Genomic DNA, 25,495 nt, shown 5'->3' with positions numbered 1-25,495 from the left:
ATGTCATTCATTCGCGTGCTGGCCGTGCTGGCCGTGGCATTTTTCATCGGTGGCTGTACCACGTTCACCGACCAGCCCGCATCGGCTCTGCCACAGGGGGCTACCTGGGGGCTCGTGCCGATCGTGAACTACTCGCAGGCCCCGCAGGCGGGTGAACGTGCTGAACAGATCCTGCTGAGCGTTCTGGCCGAGCGTGGCTTGCAACTGCTTCACTATCCTCTCGTCGTGCAGGCGGACCTGCCCATGCTGGATGATCGTGAACGCCTCTCCCAGGCGTTGTCCTGGGCACAGTCCGAGCGTCTCGACTATGTCATCAGCGGCAGCGTGGAGGAGTGGCAATATAAGAGCGGTCTGGATGGTGAGCCCGCCGTGGGCATCAGCCTAAAGGTGATTGAGCCTGCCACTGGGCGGATCATCTGGAGCAAAAGCGGCGCACGCGCCGGCTGGTCTCGTGAAAGCCTTGCAGGCACGGCGCAGAAAGTACTGCGTGAGCTGGTCGGCGCGTTGCGCCTCGAATAATGGCGCTCAGCTCGGCACACAAGGATTTCACGCTGGCGCCACGCGCCAGTGGCACTGTTTCCTGGCTGGAAACCTGGTTTCTAAGTGGTCTGGCGGTTGCGCTTGGCTACTGGTTGTCCCCTGAAGACCCGTTGATGGTCAACGGTTCGTTTCCATGGACAATCATGGCGCCGCTGCTGTTGGGTATGCGCTATGGCTTCATGCGCGGCCTGGTCAGTTCGGTCCTACTTATCCTCGCATTGATTGCCTTTCACCGTTACGGCGAAGGGCTATACCCGGAAATGCCCGCGTCTTTCATCGTTGGCGTACTGATCAGCGGAATGCTGGTCGGCGAGTTTCGCGACATATGGGAGCGTCGACTGGAACGACTGGATATGGCCAACGAATATCGTCAGCTGCGACTCGACGAATTCACTCGCGCCCATTACATCCTTCGTATCTCGCACGATCGGCTTGAGCAGCGGGTCGCAGGGAGCGACCAGAGCCTGCGCAGCTCACTGGTTGGCTTGCGCAATCAGTTGCGTCGGTTGTCGCGTGGTAATGATGCCCTCGCTGCGCTTGCCGATCCGGTGTTGAGCCTGCTTGCGCAATACGGCGCGTTCCGGGCAGCCGGGCTTTACCGGGTAAGTGATGGCTCGGTCGTGCCTGATCCACTGGGCATGATCGGCGCAATGGATCCCCTGAACGAGCACGACCTGCTGGTGCGCATGTGCTTGCAGCGCGGTGAGCTGGTTAGCATCCGCGAGCAATTGCTTGAGCGTGGCGAGCATCGTCAGCACTCCCGGTATCAGCTTTGCGTCCCGCTCATCGATACGGAAGATCGAATCCTGGCGATATTGGCGGTGGAGCAAATGCCTTTCTTCTCGTTCAATGATCGCGTCTTCGGCTTACTGGCAATCCTTGCCGGGCACATTGCTGACTTGATCCTGAGCGACCCGCAGTTCCTCCAGCTTAACGATTGGGACAGCCAAGAGTTCAGCCAGAACCTGAAGCGCTCGTTGATCGATGCGCAAAATCATGGGCTGGATGCCAGCCTGTTTTTTCTGGAGGTGGCTGAGTCTTCGCATAGCGAAGCATTGCTGCACCTGATCGAAGGCAGCCGTCGCGGACTCGATCTGCAGCGCAGAGTGACCAACCAGCGGGGAAATAGCTGTGTTCTGGTCCTGCTGCCGCTGACCTCAGCCGAGGGCGCGCAAGGCTATCTGTTCCGCCTCAATACGCTGATCAATGAGCGTTTCGGCATGGCGCAGACGCTAGAAAGTCTGGAAGTACGAGTCTCTGCCCATGACCTAGGTGTCGGCAATGGCCATGATGCCCTGCGTCGTTTCCTTTACAACGAGTGCGCATTGAATGATCAGCAAGTGGCTATTTAGCGGTGCGCTGCTGTTCGAAATTGGCAGCTGGGTGGCGTTCCATCAGCAGTTGAGCGTGGCTCAGGCGACTACGCTTTACCTTGGCGCTCACCTGCTGAGCAGTGCCATGCTCAGTGCAGGCATCTGGTTGCTGCTGCCGCGGCGCTACAAATTTCCACTGCCCTGGAGCCCGTTGTTCGTCTTCAGTCTCGCTTTTTTCGTGCCTGGCTTGGGTGCCATAGGTGTTGCTGTCTCGTTGTTTCCAGCGTTGTATCTGCCTCGCCGGAAGCAGGAGCAGAACTGGGACTCGAGGGGCGTACCCGATCTGCCTTTCCGCCCCCAGGAGCGCAGCAAGGCTCTGATGTTCAACGATGGTGGATTGCAAGATGTGCTGCGTGACGCCCCCGATACCGAGAAGCGATTGACGGCACTGTTCGCTACGCGTCGCATGCCTGCTCGTGAGGCGATCCCCATTCTCAAGCTGGCATTGCGCGACCCTGCGGATGACGTGCGGCTGTTGGCCTATTCGATGCTGGACAAGCAGGAAAGCGAGATCAACCTTCGCATAGAAACTACCCTGCGACAGCTGTCGGCAGCAGAAGGCGTTCACCAAGCCGCGTTGCACGACGCGCTGGCGCGCTGGTACTGGGAGCTCGCCTACCTGGGGCTGGCGCAAGGTAGCGTGCTTGAGCACGTACTCGAGCAGGCCCGCGAACATGTGGAACAGGCCCTGAGCGCTGCAGGCAACCCCTATGCGCATGTGCTAGCCGGGCGGATTGCCCTTGAGCAGACACGGCTGGATGCTGCGAAGATGCACTTCAACCAGGCTGAAACGGTAGGCGTCGGCGTGCAAACGCTGGCGCCCTTTCGCGCCGAGATCGCCTTCATCGAAGGCAGCTACGAGGATGTTTCCCAGCAGCTGGCGAGGCTGACCGAAGATGTTCTGCAACGCCCACCGTTTGCTGCCCTAGCGAAGTACTGGCTGTGACCAAAACGCCACCTGAAACGCCCCCCACCGATATCTGCCTGTTGCTTGAGGGGACTTGGCCCTACGTGCGCGGCGGCGTATCCAGTTGGGTCAACCAATTGATCCTCGGGCTGCCAGCGTTCACGTTCTCGGTGTTCTTCATTGGTGGTCAACGCGAAGCCTACTCTGAGCGCCAATACAAGATTCCGCCAAACGTGGTGCATATCGAGGAGCACTTTGTCGAGTGTGCTTGGCGCCCAGGAGATGGAGTGGTCGCGGCCAAGCGAGAGGGTGCTGCAGAGCACATGCGCCAGTTGCACCAATTTCTGCATCACCCTGAGCAGCCCAGCCTCGAACAGGGCGAGGCTGTCCTGGCTACCCTGGCCTCCGGACGACTGAATCTCGATGACGTACTGCACAGTCGTGCCAGCTGGGAAGCCATTACGGCCGGCTACACCCAGCATTGCAGCGATCCTTCTTTCATCAATTATTTCTGGACACTGCGCACCATGCAGGCGCCGCTGGTCATGCTTGCGCAAGCGGCGGCCCGGTTGCCGCGTGCAAGGGTGTTGCACTCGATCTCGACAGGTTATGCAGGGTTGCTAGGCGCGATCCTGCAACATCGCTGGCAGTGCGCTTACCTGCTCAGCGAGCATGGAATCTATACGAAGGAACGCAAGATCGATCTGGCGCAGGCCAGCTGGATATCTGAAAGCCCGGACGAGGCGCTGCGTACCGGCCTGGATACCGAATTCAGTTACATTCGTAAGCTCTGGATCCGATTTTTCGAGCGCATTGGTCTGCTAACCTATCGCGCTGCCGACCCGATCATTTCGCTGTACGACGGCAACCGCCAACGGCAGATTGCAGATGGTGCCGATCCGGCGCGCACGCGGGTGATCCCCAACGGCATCGCCATGGCTGCGTGGGGGGACGCCTTGCAGCGTCGTCCTCCAGGCATCGCACCGGTCGTTGGCTTGGTGGGTCGTGTGGTGCCGATAAAGGATGTGAAAACCTTCATCCGGGCGATGCGAGGCGTGGTCAGCGCCATTCCCGAGGCCGAAGGCTGGATCGTCGGTCCCGAAGAAGAGGATCGCGCCTACGCTGCCGAATGCCGCAGCCTGGTGGTCAGCCTGGGGCTCGAAGGCAAGGTCAAGTTTCTCGGCTTTCGTCAGATTCACGAGCTGCTACCTAACCTTGGTTTGATGGTGCTGACCTCGATTAGCGAGGCGCAACCGCTGGTCATCCTGGAAGCCTGGGCTGCCGGTACGCCAGTAGTTACCAGCGACGTCGGCTCGTGCCGCGAATTGATCGAAGGTGCGCCCGATGAGGAACCGAAATTGGGGAGGGCAGGCGAGGTGGTAGCCATCGCAGATCCCCAGGCCACGTCCCGAGCCATCGTCGATCTGCTGCGTGACCCTGAGCGTTGGCGGGCCGCACAGTCGGTCGGATTAAAGCGAGTCAATCGGTACTACACCGAGACGATCATGCTCGACCGTTACCGCAACCTCTATCGCAACGCTACGGGAGCAGCCTGAAATGGCCGGGATTGGATTCGAGCTGCGTAAGATTCTGTCGCGGGATTCCTACACGGCCACGCTGCGCGCCTATGTGTACGCCGGGCTGATCAGTTCCGGTCCGTGGGTACTGTCGATCATCAGCGTCATGGTCATTGGAGTGATGAGCCTCGGGGTGGTGGTGCCGGAACTGCTGATTCGACAGTTCCTGGTGAGCGTGACCTATCTGATGGCCTCCTCGCTGATCTTCACTGGCGGCGCGCAGCTGTTCTTTACCCGCTTCATATCCGATCGTCTGTTTGAAAAACGGCAGGAGCTGATCCTGCCGAACCTGATAGGCATCTTGCTGGTGATCACGGTTTCATCGGGTGTGCTGGGTTTTCTCCTGCTCAGCCTGCTGTTCGATCAGCCATTCCTGTATCGCCTGCTGATGCTGGCCAACTTCGTGGTGCTCTGCAATTTGTGGCTGACCATCATCTTTCTGTCCGGCATGAAGGCTTACAACCGAATCCTGCTGGTCATGGTGGTGGGCTATTCGGTGATGGTGCTGTGCTCGTTCCTGTTGCGCTTTCTGAAGCTCGAAGGATTGTTGCTGGGCTTGCTCATCGGGCATGCCAGTCTGTTCTTCATGTTTCTGTTCGATATCCTGCGGGAGTATCCGGCCAGGCAGCTAGTGGCGTTCGACTTCTTCAAGCGCAAGCAGGTGTACGTCAGCCTCTTGCTGACAGGGCTGTGCTACAACCTTGGAATATGGATCGACAAGATCATTTTCTGGTTCAACCCCAGTACGTCCAGTCATGTGATTGGCCCGCTGCGTGCTTCGATGCTCTACGACCTGCCGATTTTTCTCGCTTACCTGGCAATCATTCCCGGCATGGCGGTTTTTCTCGTGCGCATCGAAACCGACTTTGCCGAGTGGTATGACCGGGTCTTTTCAGCCATTCGAGGCGGCGAAACGCTGCAGCACATCGGCCAGCTCAAACAGCAGATGATCCTGTCGGTGCGTCAAGGGTTGTTGGAAATCTGTAAGGTTCAGGGCCTGACCGTCGTGCTGTTGTTTCTTATCGCGCCGAAGCTGCTGGCATGGCTGGGGATATCCGCCTTTTATCTTCCTCTGTTCTACGTCGACCTCATCGGCGTGAGCATTCAGGTGGTGTTCATGGCGCTCCTGAACGTCTTTTTCTATCTGGACAAGCGAAGCATCGTGCTCGAGCTGTGTGTGATCTTCGTATTACTCAACGCCATGCTGACGGTTGTCAGCCAGCAGTTGGGCCCAAGTTTCTTCGGCTATGGCTTCACCTTGTCGGTATTGGCCTGCGTACTGCTAGGGCTGGTTCGCTTGTCCAGCTCGCTTGAAGATCTCGAGTACGAAACTTTCATGCTGGGACGATAGCGTTAACGCTCCTAGCGGCTGGCAGGCGCCAGCCACTCCGGTATCCGCCGCTCCAGGTAATAGCGAGGGTTGAGCGGGGAGCCTTCGACGAAGCCGACGTGCCCGCCGGTCCTGTGCAGTTCCAGAGTGGTGGTTGCGGATAGCTCATCAGGCTCGGGCACGCTGTGGCGGAAGACGAAGGGGTCGTCTTCGGCCTGGATCAGCAGCGTTGGGATGCGGATGTCGGGCAGGAAGTAGCGGCTTGAGGCGCGGCGGTAGTAATCGGTTGCATCAGCATAGCCATGCAGTGGGGCGGTGAAGCGGCCGTCGAAGTCCCAGAAGGTGCGCATGCCTTCCAGTGAGCCCAGACGCTGCAGCGCCGTGAGATGGAGATCATCGCCGTTGCTCGCGAAGAGGCGCTGCTTTTCTTTCACGTAGGTCACCATTTCGCGCATGAAGTGCGCCTGGTACACCCGCGAAAAGCCGAGGCCGATACGGTCGGCGCACTGGTCCAGGCGAAACGGCACGGACACCGCCACGGCTTTTTGCAGAGGTGCTGCCTGGCCGGTTTCGCCGAGGTATTTGAGCAGCACGTTGCCACCGAGCGAGTAGCCCACGGCATACAGCGGGGCCAGCGGCCGCGAGGCTTGCAGATGAGCTATGACTTCGCTCAGATCATCGCTTGCACCGGAGTGATAGGCGCGCGGCAGCAGGTTTGGCTCGCCCGAGCAGCCTCGCCAGTTGATCGCGATGCTTGCCCAGTTCCGGCTCGCCAGCTCCTGTTGCAGGCCGAGCACATAGAGTGAGCTCGATGAGCCAGTCAGGCCATGCAATACCAGCACGAGCGGTGCGTCCGCTTCATGCGGCCCATGCCAATCGAGATCGATGAAATCGCCGTCAGCGAGCCACAACCGCTCACGGCGACGTTGCAGGAGAGGCGCACGGCGGCAGAACGGGTTCCATAGCGTTTGCAGATGGCCGCCGGGCAGCCACCCGGCCGGGGCGAAGGGGCGATCCATTTCGAGTGCAGCGCTGGTATCAGGAATGGTGGTGGGCATGGTCACCCAGGCTCGATTGCAATGCGGGTCCGTAACGCTGGCCGGCTTTGCCCGGCCAGAAGAGCGCTGCTCTGAGGCTTAGTCTGCTCCGCTGCGCTCCCACAACGCATAGTTCACTTTGCCCGCCTGCTTTTCACGGTGCAGGCGCCAGTTGCCAGGTAGGCCAAGACTGGAGGGGGCAGCTTCGCTCTCGGTATAGACCCAGGCATGTTTAGCTAGCCAGCCCCTGTTTTCGAGCAGCTCGCAGGTGGGTAGCAGCAGGTTCTTGTTGAACGGGGGGTCGAGAAACACCAAGTCGAATGGGGTCGGGTTCTGGGTTTCGAGATAGCGCAGGGCGTCGCTTTGCAGCAACTGGCCCTGGCCGCACTTGAGCGTATCCAGATGCTTGCGCAGGTTGGCAATGGCATTGGCATTCACATCCAGCGCGAGTGCCATGCTGGCGCCGCGCGAGAGGGCCTCAAGGTAGAGCGCACCACTTCCGGTGAAGGGGTCGAGCACTCGCGCGCCAGAGATGTACGGCGCGAGCCAGTTGAACAGTGTTTCGCGGACGCGATCAGGTGTCGGTCGCAGGCCATCGGCGTCGGGAAAACCGAAGCGTCGGCTGCGCCACTCACCGCCGATGATACGCAGCTGGCCCTGGCCCCCATGGGCGGAGGGACGGACGGGTGGCTTGGCCATCAATGCTCCGGAACGCTGCTGGGTTGTTCGAGGGGCTTCGTGCTGGGCGGTGGCAGCGGCTTCTGCTCAACCTGCGGGCCCGCGGTGACGATCACGAAGTCATCCGGGCTCAGATGCTTGTTCATCGCAGCCTTGACGTCTTCGACCGACAACGCCTGGACCTGTTGCATAAAGTCTTCAAGGTAGGTCAGCGGCAGGCCATAGAAGCCGATGCTGCCCAGCTGGCCGACGATGTCACTGTTGCTGGCTGTGGACAGCGGGAAGCTGCCAGCGACTTCGCGTTTGCTGCGCTCAAGCTCAGCGCTGGTCGGGCCGTTCTGCAGGAAGTCGGCAACCAGTCGCTGAACCAGCTCCAGCGTACCCTCAGCCAGCTCGGCGCGGGTCTGCAGGTTGATCATGAAGGGACCAGCCACTTGCATAGGGCTGAAGCCTGAATAGACACCGTAGGTCAGGCCGCGCTTTTCGCGGATTTCCTCCATCAGGCGAGTGCCGAAGCCACCGCCGCCGAGGATTTGGTTACCCAGATACAGCGCGGCGTAATCCGGATGGCCACGCGGAATCCCCAGCTGCGCCAGCATCAAATGAGTCTGGTTGGAAGGAAACTCGATGTGCTGGGTGCCGGCGGTTGGCTCGCTTGGCGAGGGCGGAGGCGGCAGGACCGGGCCCTGAGGCAACGCTGCGGAAACCTGCGCGGCGATGGCTTCGGCCTCCTCGCGGCTGAGGTCGCCAACCAGCGCGATCACTGCGTTACCGGCCGTGTAGCCCTCTTGATGAAACGCGCGCAGCTCCGCGACGCTGATGCCTGGGATCGACTCGGGCGTGCCTTCGCTGGAGTGGGCATAGGGATGATCGCCATACAGCTGCTCGAATAGTTCGAGGCTGGCCAGCTTTCCCGGGTTCTGTTTCTGGAATTCGAAGCCGGCCAGGACCTGGTTCTTGATTCGCTGCAACGAGTCTTCGGGAAAGGTCGGTTTGCCCACGACCTGGCTGAACAGCTGTAGCGCTTGCTCGCGCTTGTCAGCCTCGCTGAGGCTGCGCAGGCTGGCGACAGCCATGTCGCGGTAGGAACCGTTGCCAAAATTCGCGCCAAGGCCTTCGAAGCCCTCGGCGATGGCGGTGACATCTTTGCCCTCGACGCCCTCATTGAGCATGGCATTGGTCAGCATTGCCAGGCCGGGCACCCCATCATCATGGCTGCTGCCGGCGGCAAAGGTCAGACGCAGGTCGAACATGGGCAGCTGGTGCGCCTCGACGAACAGCACCTTGGCGCCACCATCGGTCTGCCAGCTCTGGATGTCCAATTCGCGCCGGGCCAAGGGTTTGTCGCCGAGCTCGGCCAAGGACTCGAGCTGAGTGCTGGCTGCTTCAGCTTCTTCAGCCTCTTTGGCGATCGCCTGTCCGGATTCGGACGGTGTGGCGACGGTTTCCTCGGTGGGAACCGGGATCGATGCGGCGGCGTCGCTGGCTTCTTCGCTGCAGGCGGCCAGGCCGAGGCAGGACGCCAACGCCAGGCCGAGCAGGCCGCGACGCAACAGGTGGCGATCACTCATCGCTGGACTCCTCGGGTAGAACATGGGCAACGCTCAGGCGAGAGCGGGTGAAATAGGTACGGGCGGCTTCTTGGATGTCCTCTGGGGTAACGGCTTCCAGAGCGCTGAGCTCCTCGTCCATCAGCCGCCAGGAGAGGCCAACGGTTTCCAATTGGCCGATGGTGGTGGCCTGCTGGGTAATGGAGTCGCGCTCGTAGACCAATCCGGCGATGACCTGCGCGCGGACCCGCTCCAGCTCCTCGGTGGACGGCGCGGTTTGCTTGAGCTGTTCTAGCTGCTTCCAGAGGCCCGCCTCGACTTCTTCCAGCGTTCGGCCTTTCTGCATGTTTGGTGCAGCACTCAGAACAAACAGTGTGTCGCCGCGGGCGTAGGCGTTGTACCAAGCCGAGGCGCTGGTCACCAGCTCCTCGCCGCGCTCAAGTTGCTGGGGCAGACGTGCGCTGTAGCCGCCGTCGAGCAGCGCGCTGATCAGCCGCAGCGCATGGATCTGACTCGGCTCCTCGCTGGTGGCCAGACTCGGTGTGTTGAAGGCCATGATCAGGCTGGGTACCTGAGTCTGCACATGCAGGCGCAGCCGGCGTTCGCCGGGCTCGTCCAGTTCCAATGGGCGCTTGGCGTTCGGCACTTCCTGTTTCTCGATCGGCCCGAAGTAGCGTTCGGCCAAGGTCCGGACTTCTTCCACCGTGACGTCACCGACCACCACCAGGGTCGCATTGTTGGGCGCGTACCAGCGCTCGTACCAAGTGCGCAGATCCTCGATGGTCATCCGCTTGAGGTCGGCCATCCAGCCAATGGTCGGGATGTGATAGCCGCTGGCAGGGTAGGCCATGGCCTCGAAGCGCTCGAAGGCCAGCGCGCTGGGCTTGTCATCGGTGCGCAGCCGGCGCTCTTCCATGATCACTTCGATTTCGCGCTCGAATTCTTCCGGCGGCAGCTTGAGGCTTGCCAGGCGATCGGCTTCCAATTCGAACGCCACGGCTAGGCGATCGCGCGCCAGGACTTGGTAATAAGCGGTGTAATCGTCGCTGGTGAATGCATTTTCCTCAGCGCCCAGTTCACGAAGGATGCGAGAGGCCTCGCCCGGGCCAAGCTTGTGGCTACCCTTGAACATCATGTGTTCGAGCGCGTGGGACAGGCCTGTCTGCCCCGGTGATTCATAGCTGGAGCCGACCTTGTACCAGAGCTGAGAGACCACAATTGGCGCCCGGTGGTCCTCGCGCACGATCACCTTGAGGCCGTTATCCAGAAAGAATTCGTGGGTGGGCTGGGCTTCGGCAGCCATCACCAGCGGAAGGTATAAAGTGCCGAGTAGCAGGGCTGCGGCGCGGCGTAGCATCAAAGGCATAGGAGAAAGGCTCGTTCAGTGATCGATCCCGCCCGCGACAATGCCGGCTGGTGAGGACACGCGGGCCATGGTACTGGTGCCCTTGTGTCAGGGCAAAGGCATATAAAGCTCGCTTTGCCAATGCAGAAGACTGGGCGGATGGCCACGCTTAGCGCAGGCCGATGCGCAGTGCTAGGATAGCGCCCGTCTGGCTGGTGGCATGGCCGCCGGCGTATCGCCCTCTTGAGAAAATCTTCTCCATGTTTGGTTCCAACGACGATAAGAAGGCGCCGGCCGAGGCTGGCGAGAAGAAAGGCTTGTTTGGCTGGTTTCGCAAGAAACCGCAGACCCCAGCGGCCGAGCCGCCGCCTGCCGAGCCGCTGGAAGACAGCCAGCCGTTCGCCGATGAGCCCGATACCGCATTGCCCGACGAGGTAGAGACGGCCGAAGAGCCCTTGCGTTCTGAGCCTGAGGCTACCCAAGCGGAGCCCGAGGCTGCGCACGTTAAACCGGACGCTGAATTGCAGATTGAGCCGGAGGCAGAGCCCGAGCCAGCGCCAGCGCCGGAGCTTGTTCATCCTCAGGAAGTGCCCGAGTCGCCAATCCTCGCTGAGATTGCCGTCGAACCTGCACCAGCACCGGCCGTACAAGAAGCGCCCGCCAAATTGGGCTTCTTTGCCCGGCTCAAACAAGGCTTGTCGAAGACCAGCGCCAGCATTGGCGAAGGTATGGCCAGTCTGTTTCTGGGCAAGAAGGCCATCGATGATGACCTGCTCGACGAACTGGAAACTCGCCTGCTGACCGCGGATGTTGGCGTAGAGGCCACCACCGCCATCATGCAGAACCTGGCGCGCCGAGTCTCGCGCAAGGAGCTGGCCGACAGCGGCGCGTTGTACAAGGCTCTGCAAGAAGAACTGGCCAGCTTGCTCAAGCCTGTCGAGCAACCGTTGCTGATCGACAGCAGCAAGCAGCCGTTCGTGATCCTGGTGGTAGGTGTCAACGGCGTTGGCAAGACCACGACCATCGGCAAACTGGCGAAGAAGCTGCAGCTCGAAGGCAAGAAGGTCATGCTGGCCGCAGGCGATACCTTCCGTGCGGCTGCAGTCGAGCAGCTGCAGATCTGGGGTGAGCGCAACAACATAGCGGTGATCGCTCAGCACACGGGGGCGGATTCCGCTTCGGTGATCTTCGATGCAGTGCAGGCTGCCAAGGCCCGAGGCATTGATGTGCTCATCGCGGATACCGCCGGGCGCCTGCATACCAAGGACAATTTGATGGAGGAGCTGAAAAAGGTCCGTCGTGTGATGGGCAAGCTCGACGATTCTGCGCCGCACGAGGTGCTGTTGGTGCTCGACGCCGGAACCGGTCAGAACGCTATCAACCAGACCAAACAGTTCAATCAGTCGGTCGAGCTGACAGGCCTGGCGCTGACCAAACTCGACGGTACCGCCAAAGGCGGTGTGATCTTTGCGCTGGCCAAGCAGTTCGGCACCCCGATCCGCTATATCGGCGTCGGTGAAGGCATTGATGATCTGCGGACCTTCGAGGCGGATGCCTTCGTCAACGCGTTGTTCGCCGAGAAAGGGACGGGCGGAGCCTCGTCATGATTCGTTTCGAACAGGTGGGCAAGCGCTATCCCAACGGCCACGTCGGATTGCACGAACTTTCCTTTCACGTGAAGCGCGGTGAGTTCCTCTTCGTCACCGGTCACTCCGGAGCGGGCAAGAGCACCTTGTTACGCTTGCTGCTGGCGATGGAAAGACCTAGCAGTGGCAAGCTGCTGTTGGCCGGCCAGGACCTATCGCGAATCAGCAATGCGCAGATTCCCTTTCTCCGCCGGCAGATCGGTGTGGTATTTCAGAACCATCAGCTGCTGTTTGATCGCACCGTGTTCGATAACGCCGCATTGCCCTTGCAAATCCTCGGTTTGAACAAGCGCGAAATTGGCCAACGCGTGATGACCGCGCTGGAGCGTGTCAGTCTCAAGGACAAAGCACTGCAATACCCTTCCGATCTCTCTACGGGCCAGCAGCAGCGCGTCGGCATCGCCCGCGCAGTGGTGCACCGCCCGGCGTTGCTGCTTGCCGACGAGCCGACCGGTAACCTCGATCCGCGGCTGGCAGCCGAAATCATGGGCGTATTCGAAGATATCAACCGTCTCGGTACCACCGTGCTGATTGCCAGCCACGATCTGGCGCTGATCGCCCGTATGCGTCATCGCATGCTCACACTGCAGCGTGGTCGATTGATCGGCGATGGAGAGGCCACCCGATGAGCGCACCCGAGCAGAACCCGAACCCAGCTGAACGCGCGGGCGGTGTACGCAACAAGCCCGAGCAGCCCAGAAGCGACGAACCGGACTTCAAAGCCTTGTTTCATGCCTGGGTGGAAAGCCACCGGGCCAGCGTGGTCGATAGTGTCGGCAGGCTGATCAAACAACCGATCGGTAGCTTTTTTACCTGTCTGGTCATGGCGGTCGCGTTGAGCTTGCCGATGGGCTTGGCGCTGTTGCTGGACAATGTCGAGCGGCTCGGTGGCTCCTGGCAGCGGGCAGCCCAGATTTCGCTGTTCATGCAGCTGGATGTGGATGCGACGCAGGGGCAAGCGCTTCGCGAGCAGATACTGGCGATGCCGGACGTGTCCGAGGCCAGCTGGATCAGTCGAGAACAGGCGCTGGAGGAATTTCAGCAGCTGTCAGGGCTTGGCGAGGCCTTGCGAGAACTGCCGGAAAATCCGTTGCCCGGTGTGATCCTGGTGACGCCTAACGAAGTTGATCGCGATAACCTCGAGGCACTGCGTCAACGCTTGTCGGAGTTGCCCGGGGTCGAGCAGGCCCAGTTGGACCTGCTATGGGTCGAACGGCTGACCGCCATTCTCAAGCTGGGTGATCGGTTCGTGTTCGGCCTTAGCCTGTTGCTGATCGCCACGCTGCTACTGGTGATTGGCAATACCATCCGCCTGCACATCGAAAACCGCCGCACCGAGATTGAGGTGGTCAAACTGGTCGGCGGAACCGACGGCTATGTGCGGCGTCCGTTTCTCTACATGGGGGCGTTGTACGGGCTGGGAGCGGGCCTGATTGCCTGGGGCTTGCTCGCCTATGGGCTCGGCTGGTTGAACGAGGCGGTCATTGGGTTGGCTGGCTTGTATGGCAGTGATTTTGGCTTGGCGGGCGTACCAGCCGACGATGGGTTGTCCCTTGTGCTTGGAGCCGTGCTGCTGGGTTACATAGGCGCTTGGCTTGCCGTTGCGAGGCATTTGAACGAGCTTTCACCGCGCTAACCTGTTGATATATATGGCTTTAGGTAGCTGTAAGGAAACTTTTCCACAGGCTTGCAGTCTCATGCGGCAGTGCTAAACTGCTGCAGCTTCATTTTTGGAGGACCTGCATGACATCTAATCTCCAACCTGTTCAAGCCCTGGTCCCGGGAGGCAATCTCGAGGCCTATGTGCAGACGGTCAACAGCATTCCGCTGCTCACGGTCGAGCAGGAACGCGACTTGGCCGGGCGTCTGTTCTACCAACAGGACCTCGAGGCCGCCCGTCAGATGGTGCTGGCCCACCTGCGTTTCGTTGTGCATATCGCCCGTAGTTATTCCGGCTATGGTCTGGCACAGGCCGATCTGATCCAGGAAGGCAATGTCGGCCTGATGAAGGCGGTTAAGCGCTTCAACCCTGAAATGGGCGTGCGCTTGGTTTCCTTTGCCGTGCATTGGATCAAGGCCGAAATCCACGAGTTCATCCTGCGCAACTGGCGCATCGTAAAAGTCGCCACGACCAAAGCGCAACGCAAGCTGTTCTTCAATCTGCGTAGTCAGAAGAAGCGTCTGGCCTGGCTGAACAATGACGAGGTCGAGCGGGTTGCCGACAGCCTCGGCGTTGAGGCCCGCGAAGTCCGCGAGATGGAAAGCCGTCTCACAGGGCATGACATGGCTTTCGATCCATCTGCCGACGCGGATGATGACAGCGCCTACCAGTCGCCAGCGCATTATCTCGAAGATCATCGTTACGACCCGGCGCGGCAGCTCGAAGATGCCGACTGGAGCGATAACTCAAACTCGAATCTGCATGAGGCGCTGGACACGCTGGATGAGCGTAGCCGCGACATCCTTCAGCAGCGTTGGCTGAGTGATACCAAAGCGACTCTGCATGATCTCGCTGCCAAGTATGGGGTTTCTGCGGAGCGGATTCGTCAGCTTGAAAAGAATGCGATGAACAAGCTCAAGGGTTCAATCCAGGCTTAATAGCCGAAGCCTGAGCTTTCTAGTCCAGAGCCCAAAGGCGCTGCAATTGCAGCGCCTTTTTTTTAGCCGCTGGCCGGCGGAGGGTGACTGCAGCTGGATGATCGCCGGGATTAGCGGCAATGCCTGGAATGCTCCAAGGTGTCGGTGAGGGCGATCAGCAGTTGTGCCGCGCTGATGGGTTTGTGTAGCCAGGTGATGCTCGTGTCTTCAGCGTTCTGCTCGAAATGGCTGGCGGCCGATATCACGATGATCGGCAGATCTCGAGTGCCAGGGTTGCTGCGTACTTCGTCAATCAGCTCACGTCCGCTGCCGTCGGGCAAATGCAAATCGAGTGTCATCGCCTCGTAACGGGTACTGGCAAGCTTGCCTCGTGCCGCGTGCAGACTCTGAACGCGGTCAACCGCGTAACCGGCATCGCGTAGCATCAGCAACAGTAACCGGCCGGTGTCCGGCTCGTCTTCGATTACCAGTAGGCGAGGCTGGCCCTGGTCTGGTGCCACAGTGGCCGATTCGACTATGGGCAGCTCACACCAGAACGTTGTGCCTTGGCCCTCGGCTGTATCAAAGCCGACACGACCGCCCATCCGCTCGATGAATTCCTTGGTGATGGCAAGCCCCAGGCCGGTGCCCCCTTTCTGGCGACTGTCGGACGCATCCGCTTGAGCAAATTTCTCGAATACACGGTTCTGGAAACTTGGCGGGATGCCCGGCCCCTGATCGGTGACGCTGATGCGGACATGGCCGGCATTGGGCTGGCTGCAATGCAGCGTGACCTGGCCACCTTCCGGCGTGTACTTGATGGCGTTCGAAAGAAAGTTGCTCAGCACCTGCTGCAGGCGCAATCCGTCGACCCATACGTGCACATTGACTGGGTCGCGGAGTATGCAGCTCACCCCGAAATGCGAGGCGAAAGCCTGGTTGCTGGTCAGCGCCTCATCCAGCAGTTGGCGCAGCGAGTGCTCGCGCATATCGAAGGTCATCTTGCCTGCGGTGATTTTCTCCATGTCCAACAGGTCATTGATCAGGTAACCCAAACGCAAGCTGTTGCGGTGCGCGATTTCGAGCATCTGCTGGATGGCGGGAGGTGCCTCGCCCAGAGCGCCGCCGGTGATCAGCCCCAGGGCGCCGCTGATGGATGTCAGCGGGGTGCGCAGCTCATGGCTTACCGTCGAGACGAACTCGTCTTTCATCTGTTCGATGCGCTTGTGTTCGGTCAGGTCCATGCTGGTGCCGCTGATGCGCAGCGGCTGGCCGTTGCGGTCGCGCTGGATGTAGCCGCGGATCAGCACAGGCGTGATTTTGCCGCTTTTGTGCTGCAGGCGTAGCTCGGTGGTGAAGTGATCGACTGGGGAAAGCATGGTCCGGGCCAGCTGAGTCCGCGCTTGAGGCAGGTCCTCGGCTACGACGAGTCGCTCCCAGAGCTTGAGATCCGAACTGAGCTCGCCGGGACGGTAGCCGAGCATGTGCCAGGCGCGCGGCGATGCATAGAAGGTCCCGGCATCCAGGTTCATGTCCCATAGCCCGTCATTGCTGCCTTTGAGCGCAAGGCTTAGGCGCTCTTCACTGAGCTGTAGGGCCCGTTTGTTTTCCCGGATGTCTTCGGTCATCTGCTGGGCCAGCGCCTCAGCACGGCGGCGTCTGAGCGACAACGAAAACGTCAGGAGGAACAATAGTGCGCTCAGGCCAGTACCAAGGCCGGCTATCAGCCCTTTGTTGGTGTGAAAGAACTGCTCGAAGGCCGGCCGACTCTCCAGGCGCAGCGTCCATGTCTGGCCATAAAGACCCAGCTGCACTTCCTTGCTGTACTGGGATTGCCCGGCCATAGGTGCATCTCGACTGGCAAAGATAAGGTGCTCAGTTTGCTCGGAATCGCCTGCGTAAATGCGCAAGCTGAGGTTCGGATTGGCTGCGCCCAGAATGCCTCGCATCAGGTCGTCGAGCCGATAAGGGCTGTAGACGAAGCCCTTTAGCGCTTGCAGGCGTTGTGTCACGGCAGTTAACGGCTCCCCATCACTGTACAGCGGCACGTACATGAGGACGCCTGCTTGTACCTTGCCGTGGGTTTCCTGGCGTAACGTCACTTTCCCGGTAATCTGGGTTGTTCCGGTTTCGGCAGCGCTGAGCATGGCCTGTCGGCGAACCGGCTCGGAGAACATGTCAAAGCCGAAAGCGGCCAGGTTGCGATCACGGAAGGGCTCGAGGAAGACGATTGGCGTATAGAACGAGCGGTCCGCCGCTTGCGGGTAAACATCGTAGTCGCTATATCCCTCAGCCCGGACGTTCTGCACATGCGCTTCGAGGTCCGACGGCAATAGGGCCTTGGCAAAACCGACACCTTGAATGCCCGGGTAGCGTTCGGCCAGTTGCAGCCGGTCGTTGTATTCACGCCATTGTTCTCGCGACACCTCTCCGGCGGCGTCGAACAGTCCGGCTGCTCCGAGCAGAATCTGCTCGTGGTCGGTCATGCGTTTTTGAATGGCTTCAATGGTCGTGTTCACCAGCAAGTCGAACTGCTTGAGCGCGGCCCGCTCTTCTTTCATCTGAAGATGATTGAGAAGCGCAAGCTGTACCGACAGCGCTAACGCCAGTACAAGCCAGGCGATGCTGTTACGCCAGTGAAAGAACTGCCGCACCTTGCCGAAAGGTGCACTGGTTTCGCTCATGCTGCCTGCCGTGCGTTAGTGACGAGTGACGAGAATACCGGACGCCTGTCTGGCGACCGCCCTTACATGCGGATTGTGGCCCGGCATTCGCCACATATTCATCGCAGCTTACTCGCTGAGATGGCGCACTGCCATAACGCCCCGACAGAGCGTACCGGCTAGTGATCTTGCGCGTGAGAGGGCGCTGAGGCGCTGGAGCCGACCCGTCGCCGTATCGTTCCGGTTTGCCTTCAGCGTGCCTCGCTCGCCTGTAGTTTGTTCAGGTAACCGCTGCCGCCCAATTGCCTCACCTGCTTTCGAATCCAGGCGGCGCGACTGCGCACGTGCGGACCCGGTTGGCCGGCATCCCACTCCCGTGGGTTAGGCAGTACAGCGGCCAGCTGGCTAGCCTGATTGACGGATAGGTAGGGCGCGCCAATCCCGAAGTGATGTTGTGCAGCTGCTTCGGCGCCGAATATCCCACTGCCCCATTCGACACTGTTCAGGTAGACCTCCAGAATCCGTTGTTTCGGCCAGAGCAGCTCGATCCAGCCGGTGAACCAGACTTCAAGGCCCTTGCGCAGCCAGCTACGTCCCGACCAGAGAAACAGGTTCTTCGCCACCTGCTGGCTCAGAGTGCTGGCGCCACGCAGCGAGCCGCCACGTTCGTTATGCTCGAATGCGGCTCGAATTGCCGCAACATCGAAACCCCAATGATCGGCAAACTTCTGGTCTTCGGCTGCGATGACCGACATCTTCAAGTCGTCCGGCAGTTCTTTCCAAGGCCGCCAGTTGCGTTGCAGGTCAATGCTTTCACCGCCGGTCCAGGATTCGACCTTGCGTTCAACCATCAGCGCAGTGAAGGGCGGCGGCACCCAGCGCAGCACCAGCACCAGCAACACGGACAGTGCCGTCAGCCATAGCAGCAGTTTGGTCAGTCGGCGTAGCAGGGCTCGAAGCATGGGGCGTGGTCGCAACCGGGGAGAACGGGCATTATAACGGTGCATACAGTCCTTGACCGGAAGGCCCCCGAATGATTCGCCCGTTTCTTATGCTCGCTGGATTCTTCGGCTTAACCGGCGTCGCCCTCGGCGCGTTCGCAGCCCATGGTTTGAAGAGCCGCCTGGCTGCTGACTATCTCGCTGTGTTTCAGACCGGCGTGCACTATCAACTGATCCACGCGCTGGCATTATTCGGCATCGCCTTGCTGGCGTTGCATGCGCCGAGCCGTCTGCTGGTCGCAGCAGGCAGCTTGTTTACGCTGGGTGTCCTGCTGTTCTCCGGCAGTCTCTACCTGCTGACCCTGACCGGTGTCGGCAAGCTCGGCATTATCACTCCGATTGGCGGTACGGCGTTCCTGGCCGGCTGGATCTGTCTGATGCTGGCCGCCTGGAATCTGCGTGGCTCATTGACGGAGCGGCCGAGGTGGAGATGAATGGTGGCAGCTGTTGCCTTGGTGGACCGAGTCGATCGGGCTAGAATGCTGGCCCTTTTGCAATGGTGGCGATCACTATGCATATCCAGTTGAACGGTGAGCGCTATGAGCTCCCGGACGGCCAGTCGGTGGCTGATCTGCTGCAGCGCTTGGAGCTGACCGGGCGCCGGCTAGCGGTCGAACTCAACCGCGACATCGTGCCACGCAGCCAGCATGCCGCGACGGTTCTGGTCGAAGGCGATCAGATCGAAATCGTGCATGCCATTGGCGGTGGCTGAGCCACAAATCGATATTCCCCGACGCCGCCCGTGCAGCAGCGTACTTCTCGCTTCATTAGGTCTGAACAGGATGGTCGCATGAGCCCAGTTCCGCACGACAAACCCTTCACGCTTGCCGGTCGCACCTATCAATCGCGTCTGCTGGTGGGCACCGGTAAATACAAGGATCTCGAGGAAACCCGCGCGGCCATCGAGGCCTCTGGCGCGGAGATCGTCACCGTGGCGGTACGCCGTACCAACATCGGCCAGAACCCGGGCGAGCCTAATCTGCTGGATGTGATCTCGCCAGACCGCTACACGATCCTGCCGAACACCGCGGGCTGCTACGACGCCGAAGAGGCCGTGCGCACCTGCCGCCTGGCCCGTGAACTGCTCGATGGGCACCGGTTGGTCAAGCTGGAAGTGTTGGCCGACCAAAAAACCCTGTTTCCCAACGTCATCGAAACCCTCAAGGCCGCTGAAGTATTGGTCAAGGATGGCTTCGACGTGATGGTGTACACCAGCGACGATCCGATCATTGCCCGCCAGCTGGCCGACATGGGCTGCATTGCGGTGATGCCGCTGGCCGGTCTGATCGGCACGGGTTTAGGCATCTGCAACCCATACAACCTGCGCATCATCCTCGAGGAGGCCAAGGTGCCGGTGCTTGTGGACGCAGGCGTCGGCACGGCATCCGACGCAACCATCGCGATGGAGCTGGGCTGTGAGGCGGTGCTGATGAACAGCGCCATCGCTCATGCGCAGAACCCCGTGCTGATGGCTGAGGCCATGAAGTATGCGATCGACGCCGGCCGCTTGGCCTACCTGGCCGGCCGCATGCCGAAAAAACTCTATGCCAGCGCTTCCTCGCCTCTGGAAGGCCTGATCCGCTAATACTTCTCCTCCCGTCTCAGGCCGCGTGCTCGATCGCGCGGCCGGTCTTTTTTATCTGTAGGTTCGTTCATGAGTGAGACTCCAATCCCGGCCGAGGGCCAACGGCGCATGCGCACCATCAAAAGCTTTGTGATGCGTGCCGGTCGCATGACCGAAGGACAGCAGCGAGGTCTGGATCAGGGCTGGCCCCGGTTCGGCCTGGAACTGGCAGATGGGTTGCGCGACTTCGATCAGATCTTTGCTCGGCAGGCACCACGCACCTTCGAGATCGGCTTTGGCATGGGCCACTCCACCCTAGAAATGGCCGCGGCGGCTCCCGAGCAGGACTTCATTGCGGTCGAAGTGCACTCGCCGGGCGTAGGGGCCCTGTTAAACGGACTTCTGTCACAGAATCTGAATAACGTGCGGATCTACAGTTGCGATGCGCTCGAAGTGCTGCGTGAATGCGTCCCCGATGCGAGCCTGGACCGGGTTCTGCTGTTTTTCCCTGATCCCTGGCATAAGAGTCGTCATCACAAACGGCGCATCGTCCAACCGGCATTCGCCGAGTTGGTCCGGCAGAAACTCAAGGTCGGCGGCGTGTTGCATATGGCCACCGACTGGGAGGCCTATGCCGAGCACATGCTCGACGTTATGAACGTCGCGCCTGGCTACCGTAACCAGGCCGTAAACGGGCAGTACGTTGATCGTCCGCAGGAGCGCCCGACCACCAAGTTCGAACGGCGCGGTGAGCGCCTCGGCCACGGCGTCTGGGACCTTAAGTTCGAGCGCATCGACTGACTCGCTGAAAGAAATACGTGCCACCGCTACATCCACCAAAGCCGCGACCAAGCGGCCCAGGGACGATCCAATAACGAAAAATGCCAGGACGGCACGATCCCAACGCATCAACGAGCGCTCTGCCTGCGGGCAAGAGCCGTCATCTGCCGCGCCAGCCGCGCTGCAAGGAGCAAACAGATGTACAGGAAATTTGGAATTCTGCTGCTGGCGGCCTGTGCCAGCCAGGCTCATGCCAAGGTCGACGAGATGCAGGCCGTGCGCCTGGGTCAGGACCTGACCCCGCTGGGTGCCGAGCGCGCCGGTAACGCCGCCGGCACCATTCCCGCTTGGACCGGAGGTGTGCAGCCACCTGCAGGCTACGAAGCCGGCATGCACCATCCGGACCCTTTCGCGGCTGACCCGATGCTCTACCGAGTGGACCAGAGCAATGTGGCTCAGTACGCCGCTTTGTTGCCGGAGGGGCTGCGAGCGCTGGTCGAGCGGCATCCGGACTTTCATATGCGGGTATTTCCAACCCGTCGCAGCGCCAGCAACCCGCAGCGCATCTATGACGCCACGCGACTGAACGCGGTGAATGCCGAGCTGATCGCCAACGGCAACGGGATCAAGGGCGCCTCAGCGGGTATTCCATTTCCTATCCCCCAGGACGGGATGGAGGTGATCTGGAACCATGTTCTGCATTACAAGGGCGACCAGACTCACTTCGTGAACAATCAGGCCGTGGTGATCAACGGCAACCCGAGCTATATCAAACGGGATCGGCAGATCTATTACGTTTATAACCGTGAGGGCATGAGCCAGGCCGACCTGGACAACACGTCGCTGTACTACAAGTACCGTGTCACTGCGCCGGCCAAACTGTCAGGTACCGCCCTGGTGGTCCAGGATCCGCTCGACCAGGTGCTGGCGGTACGCAAAGCCTGGCGCTACAGCCCGGCTGATCGCCGCGTACGTCGTTTGCCTTCGCTCGCCTACGATTCGCTGCAGCCCGACACTAGCGGCCTGGCCACGGCGGACGTGGTGGACTCCTTCAATGGCGCACCGGATCGCTATGAGTGGCAGCTGGTCGCCAAGCGCGAAATGCTGGTGCCTTACAACAGCTACGCGGTGCATCAGAAGGGCATCCCCTACGATAAAATCGTCGGTCCGCGAACCTTGAATCCGGAACTGTTGCGTTATGAGTTGCATCGGGTCTGGGTCGTCGACGCTACACTGCGCAAGGGCTTCAGTCACCCCTACGACAAGCGCCGGTTCTATGTCGATGAGGACAGCTGGTCGATTCTGGCTGTGGACCTGTTTGATGAAAAGGGCGAGCTGATCGGGCTGCAGGAAAGCCATCCAATCAGCTATTACGACGTGCCGATGTTCAACAGCACCGTCGAAACGCTCTATCATCTGAAAGACGACAACTACTTCGTTGACGGTCTGGATAACAACGAGCCGATGTATGACTTCAGTGCCCGGCTCGGCCCGCGTGACTTCTCACCGGCAGCGCTGCGTCGCGGCAACTAAGCAGCACTGGCTGAGAGCAGCAAGGGCGCCCGCGGGCGCCCTTGTGGTTTTTGGCTATGACACGCCGTGTGCCGACAGGCTGACGCGGCTTCCGGCGCGGCCCTGCACGATCGCTTCGATGTCGGCCAGCGAGCCGATTACCGCAGCTTTGCCGGTGTTGCGGGCAAACTCACATGCTGCCTGAACCTTCGGCCCCATCGAACCTGCGGCAAAGCCCAACAGTTCCAGCTGGTCGGGATGGGCCTCGTTGATGCGGCGCTGCTGCGGCGTGCCCCAGTCCAGGTAGACCCCGTCGACATCCGTGGCGATCACCAGTAGATCGGCTTCGAGCTGCTCGGCCAGTAGCGCCGAGCAGAGGTCCTTGTCGATCACTGCCTCGACGCCTTGCAGGTGCCCGTTCTGGTCGTACACCGTAGGAATGCCACCGCCGCCAGCGCAAATAACCACGCTGCCTTTTTCCAGCAGCCAGCGGATCGGCCTGATTTCGAAAATCCGCTTCGGTCGCGGGCTCGGAACAACTCGGCGGAAACGGTCGCCATCGGCAGCGATGTGCCAGCCTTTTTCACTGGCCAGTCGTTCGGCCTCTTCGCGGCTGTACACCGGGCCGATCGGCTTGCTCGGATTGGCGAACGCCGGGTCAGCAGCATCCACCTCCACTTGCGTGAGCAGGGTGGCGAAGGGCACCTCGAAGGGCAGCAGATTGCCTAGCTCCTGCTCGATAATGTAGCCGATCATGCCTTCGGTCTCGGCACCGAGTACATCCAGCGGGTAAACGGGCACGTCCGTGTACGCAGCTCCCTGCAGGGCCAGCAGCCCAACCTGTGGGCCGTTGCCGTGGGCGATTACCAGCTCATTACCGGGCGAGATGCGGGCAATCTGGCTGCAAGCGGTTCTGACATTCTCTCGCTGGTTGTCGGCGCTCAGTGGTTCGCCTCTGCGAAGCAGGGCGTTGCCACCCAGTGCAATCACGATGCGCATGCTATGTCCTCCTGGTACGTCTAGTGGCTTAGACGTCTGCAAGCGTCGAGACGAGAATTGCCTTGATGGTGTGCATGCGGTTTTCCGCTTGCTCGAAGGCAATGTTGTAGGGCGACTCGAACACGTCCTCGGTCACCTCGATGCCATTGGCCAGGTGCGGGTACTTGGCAGCGATCTCCTTGCCCACCTTGGTATCGCTGTTGTGGAACGCCGGCAGACAGTGCATAAACTTGCTGCGCGGGTTACCGGTGGCCTGCATGAGCGCCGTGTTCACCTGATAGGGGAGCAATTGCTCGATGCGTTCGGCCCAGGCCTCGACCGGCTCACCCATGGACACCCACACATCGGTGTGCACGAAGTCCACACCTTCTACGGCTGCGATCGGGTCCTCGGTAAGCGTCAGCCGCGCGCCGCTCTGTGCGGCGAAATCCCGACAGGCCTTGATGTGCGCTTCGCTTGGCCAGAGTGCGCGGGGCGCAGCGATGCGTACGTCCATGCCCAGCTTGGCACCGATCAACAGCAATGAATTACCCATGTTGTTGCGCGCATCGCCGAGGTAGGCATAGCTGATCTGATGCAGTGCCTTGTCGCTGTGCTCGCGCATGGTCATCACGTCGGCAATCATCTGCGTGGGGTGATATTCATCCGTCAGGCCGTTGTAGACCGGCACGCCGGCGTAGCGGGCCAGTTCCTCGACGATCTCCTGCTTGAAACCGCGGTACTCGATGGCGTCGTACATGCGCCCCAGCACGCGCGCGGTGTCCTTCATGCTTTCCTTGTGGCCGATTTGCGAGGAGTTGGGATCGATGTAGGTGACGTTTGCTCCCTGGTCATAGGCCGCCACCTCGAAGGCGCAACGGGTGCGGGTAGAGGTTTTTTCAAAGATCAGCGCGATGTTCTTGCCTTTCAGATGCTGGCGCTCGGTACCTGTATATTTGGCGCGTTTCAGATCACGGGACAGGTCGAGCAGGTGGCGCAGCTCGCGTTCGCTGTGGTGCATCAGGCTGAGCAGGCTACGGTTGTGGATATTGAAGGGCATGATGAGCATTCCTCTGATGTGGCGTGCCGGGCGAAGCTCGCCCGGGACTGTGATCAATAGTCGATGGCGTCGCGAATGATCGGGCAGGTCATGCAGTGGCCACCGCCACGGCCTCGTCCAAGCTCACTGGCGCTGATGGTGATGACTTCGACACCGGCTTTGCGCAGCATGGTATTGGTGAAGGTGTTGCGGTCGTAGCCGATGACTACGCCCGGCTCCAGCGCGACGACGTTGTTGCCGTCGTCCCATTGCTCACGCTCGACTTCATAGCTATCGCCGCCCGTTTCGACTACGCGTAAAGCGGGTAAGCCCAGGGCCTCGGCCACGACCTGAAGGAAGCTCGAACTCTCGCGACGCAGATCGATGCCGCCTGGTTTGCTCTCGTCTGATCGCAGGCTGAACGCGACGATGCCCTGAACGACGTCTGGATAGATCGTCACTAGGTCGCGATCGCAGAAGCTGAACACAGTGTCCAGGTGCATCGCCGAGCGTGAGCGCGGCAGGCCGGCGACAATCACCCGCTCGGCTGCACCCTGGCGAAACAGCGATTGGGCCAATTGGCCAATCGCCTGGCGGGAGCTGCGCTCACCCATTCCGATCAGCACCACGCCATTACCGATCGGCATTACGTCGCCGCCTTCGAGCGTCGCCAGGCCGTGATCGAGCTCGGGGTCGCCGTACCAGATCTTGAAGTCCTGATCGGCAAACTCGGGGTGGAAGCGGTAGATCGCCGCAGTGAGCAGGGTTTCCTGACGCCGCGCTGTCCAGTGCATGGGGTTGAGCGATACGCCCCCATATATCCAGCAACTGGTGTCGCGGGTGAAAATCGTGTTGGGCAGCGGCGGCACGATAAAGCTCGAATGGCCCAGGTAATCGCGGAACATGCTAACGATTTCGCCGCTTTGCGTGCCCGGAAGGTCGCTGCCCGAGACGCCGCCGATCAAGTACTCCGCGAGGTGCCGGGGCTGTTGCTCCTCGAGCCAGCTGCGCACTTCATTCTGCAGACCAGTGCCGACCTGGTTCGCAGTGATCTTTCGGTCAAGAATCCATTTCAGCGCCTCTGGATTGCTTACCGTCTCGGTCAGCAGGTTATGCATCTCGAGGACTTCGACCCCTCGCTCACGCATCTTGGTGACGAAATCGAAGTGATCGCGCTTGGCCTGGTTTACCCACATCACATCATCAAACAACAGTTCGTCGCAGTTGGTCGGGGTCAGCCGTTGGTGGGCAAGGCCTGGCGAGCAGACCATCACCTTGCGCAGTTTGCCGGCTTCGGAATGGACACCCAGTTTCTGGGGTTGCGGGGTCATAGCAGTTCTCCTAGCAGTCTTCGCACCGGTAGGTGCTCAGTGGTTCGCCATCGCTCGTGGCAATGGT

The 25,495-nt window shown here is 60.5% G+C and carries 23 protein-coding genes; 14 read left to right on the top strand and 9 right to left on the bottom strand.

Annotation, left to right across the window (positions count from 1 at the left end):
* The 5 genes from C1896_20410 to C1896_20390 are packed head-to-tail and all read left to right on the top strand — an operon-like array spanning position 1 to position 5,748.
* On the top strand, positions 1-519 hold the full coding sequence (locus tag C1896_20410) for a penicillin-binding protein activator LpoB (GenBank protein ID AZZ47082.1): 519 nt from the start codon (positions 1-3) through the stop codon (positions 517-519).
* Positions 519-1,892 carry a sugar transporter gene (locus C1896_20405; protein ID AZZ47081.1) on the top strand — a complete coding sequence of 458 codons (1,374 nt, stop codon included), beginning with the start codon at positions 519-521 and terminating at the stop codon, positions 1,890-1,892. The genes C1896_20410 and C1896_20405 overlap by 1 nt, the downstream gene beginning before the upstream one ends.
* A complete protein-coding gene (locus tag C1896_20400; GenBank protein AZZ47080.1) occupies positions 1,870-2,859 on the top strand; it encodes a transporter in 990 nt (329 codons plus the stop codon). The genes C1896_20405 and C1896_20400 overlap by 23 nt, the downstream gene beginning before the upstream one ends.
* Complete coding sequence (locus tag C1896_20395) at positions 2,856-4,376, top strand: glycosyl transferase family 1 (GenBank protein ID AZZ47079.1); 1,521 nt, start codon at positions 2,856-2,858, stop codon at positions 4,374-4,376. The genes C1896_20400 and C1896_20395 overlap by 4 nt, the downstream gene beginning before the upstream one ends.
* Position 4,377: 1 nt before the next feature.
* Entirely contained in the window at positions 4,378-5,748 is a 1,371-nt protein-coding gene (locus C1896_20390; protein AZZ47078.1) for a histidine kinase, read from the top strand.
* A gap of 11 nt (positions 5,749-5,759) precedes the next feature.
* On the opposite strand, the gene C1896_20385 is transcribed toward C1896_20390, so the two are convergent.
* The 4 genes from C1896_20385 to C1896_20370 all read right to left on the bottom strand — a co-directional run bounded on the left by C1896_20385 (position 5,760) and on the right by C1896_20370 (position 10,358).
* Positions 5,760-6,746: a hydrolase gene (locus C1896_20385; GenBank protein AZZ47755.1), complete on the bottom strand. Its 987-nt coding sequence runs from the start codon at positions 6,744-6,746 to the stop codon at positions 5,760-5,762.
* A gap of 117 nt (positions 6,747-6,863) precedes the next feature.
* The gene (gene rsmD / locus C1896_20380) at positions 6,864-7,463 is read right to left on the bottom strand and encodes a 16S rRNA (guanine(966)-N(2))-methyltransferase RsmD (protein ID AZZ47077.1); all 600 of its coding nucleotides are present in this window, start codon (positions 7,461-7,463) and stop codon (positions 6,864-6,866) included.
* Entirely contained in the window at positions 7,463-9,013 is a 1,551-nt protein-coding gene (locus tag C1896_20375; protein ID AZZ47076.1) for a peptidase M16, read from the bottom strand. Before C1896_20375 ends, rsmD begins: the two co-directional genes overlap by 1 nt.
* Entirely contained in the window at positions 9,006-10,358 is a 1,353-nt protein-coding gene (locus C1896_20370) for a peptidase M16 (GenBank protein ID AZZ47075.1), read from the bottom strand. Before C1896_20370 ends, C1896_20375 begins: the two co-directional genes overlap by 8 nt.
* A 239-nt stretch (positions 10,359-10,597) precedes the next feature.
* Between C1896_20370 and C1896_20365 the strand changes: the two genes are divergently transcribed.
* The 4 genes from C1896_20365 to rpoH all read left to right on the top strand — a co-directional run bounded on the left by C1896_20365 (position 10,598) and on the right by rpoH (position 14,581).
* Positions 10,598-11,944 carry a signal recognition particle-docking protein FtsY gene (locus C1896_20365; protein AZZ47074.1) on the top strand — a complete coding sequence of 449 codons (1,347 nt, stop codon included), beginning with the start codon at positions 10,598-10,600 and terminating at the stop codon, positions 11,942-11,944.
* Complete coding sequence (ftsE, locus tag C1896_20360) at positions 11,941-12,612, top strand: cell division ATP-binding protein FtsE (GenBank protein ID AZZ47073.1); 672 nt, start codon at positions 11,941-11,943, stop codon at positions 12,610-12,612. Before C1896_20365 ends, ftsE begins: the two co-directional genes overlap by 4 nt.
* Positions 12,609-13,619 (top strand): cell division protein FtsX, encoded by a 1,011-nt coding sequence (locus C1896_20355; GenBank protein ID AZZ47072.1) that lies wholly within the window; start codon positions 12,609-12,611, stop codon positions 13,617-13,619. The genes ftsE and C1896_20355 overlap by 4 nt, the downstream gene beginning before the upstream one ends.
* Positions 13,620-13,726: 107 nt before the next feature.
* Positions 13,727-14,581: an RNA polymerase sigma factor RpoH gene (rpoH, locus tag C1896_20350; GenBank protein AZZ47071.1), complete on the top strand. Its 855-nt coding sequence runs from the start codon at positions 13,727-13,729 to the stop codon at positions 14,579-14,581.
* 110 nt (positions 14,582-14,691) lie between these two features.
* Here the strand turns inward: rpoH and C1896_20345 are convergent, their stop codons facing one another.
* Together C1896_20345 and C1896_20340 are read right to left on the bottom strand one after the other, a co-directional pair.
* The gene (locus tag C1896_20345) at positions 14,692-17,244 is read right to left on the bottom strand and encodes a hybrid sensor histidine kinase/response regulator (protein AZZ47070.1); all 2,553 of its coding nucleotides are present in this window, start codon (positions 17,242-17,244) and stop codon (positions 14,692-14,694) included.
* Between the two features lie 230 nt (positions 17,245-17,474).
* On the bottom strand, positions 17,475-18,185 hold the full coding sequence (locus tag C1896_20340; GenBank protein AZZ47069.1) for a monofunctional biosynthetic peptidoglycan transglycosylase: 711 nt from the start codon (positions 18,183-18,185) through the stop codon (positions 17,475-17,477).
* Positions 18,186-18,256: 71 nt separating this feature from the next.
* Here C1896_20340 and C1896_20335 point away from each other — a divergent pair, with 71 nt between their 5' ends.
* The 5 genes from C1896_20335 to C1896_20315 all read left to right on the top strand — a co-directional run bounded on the left by C1896_20335 (position 18,257) and on the right by C1896_20315 (position 22,101).
* Positions 18,257-18,658, top strand: a complete 402-nt coding sequence (locus C1896_20335; GenBank protein ID AZZ47068.1) for a DUF423 domain-containing protein — start codon at positions 18,257-18,259, stop codon at positions 18,656-18,658.
* A 77-nt stretch (positions 18,659-18,735) separates the two neighbouring features.
* The gene (locus tag C1896_20330; GenBank protein ID AZZ47754.1) at positions 18,736-18,936 is read left to right on the top strand and encodes a sulfur carrier protein ThiS; all 201 of its coding nucleotides are present in this window, start codon (positions 18,736-18,738) and stop codon (positions 18,934-18,936) included.
* A gap of 78 nt (positions 18,937-19,014) precedes the next feature.
* Positions 19,015-19,809 (top strand): thiazole synthase, encoded by a 795-nt coding sequence (locus C1896_20325; protein AZZ47067.1) that lies wholly within the window; start codon positions 19,015-19,017, stop codon positions 19,807-19,809.
* Positions 19,810-19,878: 69 nt separating this feature from the next.
* Entirely contained in the window at positions 19,879-20,589 is a 711-nt protein-coding gene (locus C1896_20320) for a tRNA (guanosine(46)-N7)-methyltransferase TrmB (protein AZZ47066.1), read from the top strand.
* 177 nt (positions 20,590-20,766) lie between these two features.
* Positions 20,767-22,101 carry a DUF1329 domain-containing protein gene (locus tag C1896_20315; protein ID AZZ47065.1) on the top strand — a complete coding sequence of 445 codons (1,335 nt, stop codon included), beginning with the start codon at positions 20,767-20,769 and terminating at the stop codon, positions 22,099-22,101.
* 54 nt (positions 22,102-22,155) lie between these two features.
* On the opposite strand, the gene arcC is transcribed toward C1896_20315, so the two are convergent.
* From arcC to arcA, 3 genes are read right to left on the bottom strand one after another with little or no spacing between them, the layout of a single operon-like run.
* Positions 22,156-23,079 carry a carbamate kinase gene (gene arcC, locus C1896_20310; protein ID AZZ47064.1) on the bottom strand — a complete coding sequence of 308 codons (924 nt, stop codon included), beginning with the start codon at positions 23,077-23,079 and terminating at the stop codon, positions 22,156-22,158.
* A gap of 28 nt (positions 23,080-23,107) precedes the next feature.
* A complete protein-coding gene (locus C1896_20305; GenBank protein ID AZZ47063.1) occupies positions 23,108-24,118 on the bottom strand; it encodes an ornithine carbamoyltransferase in 1,011 nt (336 codons plus the stop codon).
* Positions 24,119-24,171: 53 nt separating this feature from the next.
* Positions 24,172-25,428: an arginine deiminase gene (gene arcA, locus C1896_20300; protein AZZ47062.1), complete on the bottom strand. Its 1,257-nt coding sequence runs from the start codon at positions 25,426-25,428 to the stop codon at positions 24,172-24,174.
* Positions 25,429-25,495: the final 67 nt, after the last annotated feature.

Source organism: Pseudomonadaceae bacterium SI-3, from assembly GCA_004010935.1.
GTDB lineage: Bacteria > Pseudomonadota > Gammaproteobacteria > Pseudomonadales > Pseudomonadaceae > Stutzerimonas.
Note: the sequence above shows the minus strand (reverse complement) of the source record. Positions and strands in the feature narration are given on the sequence as shown.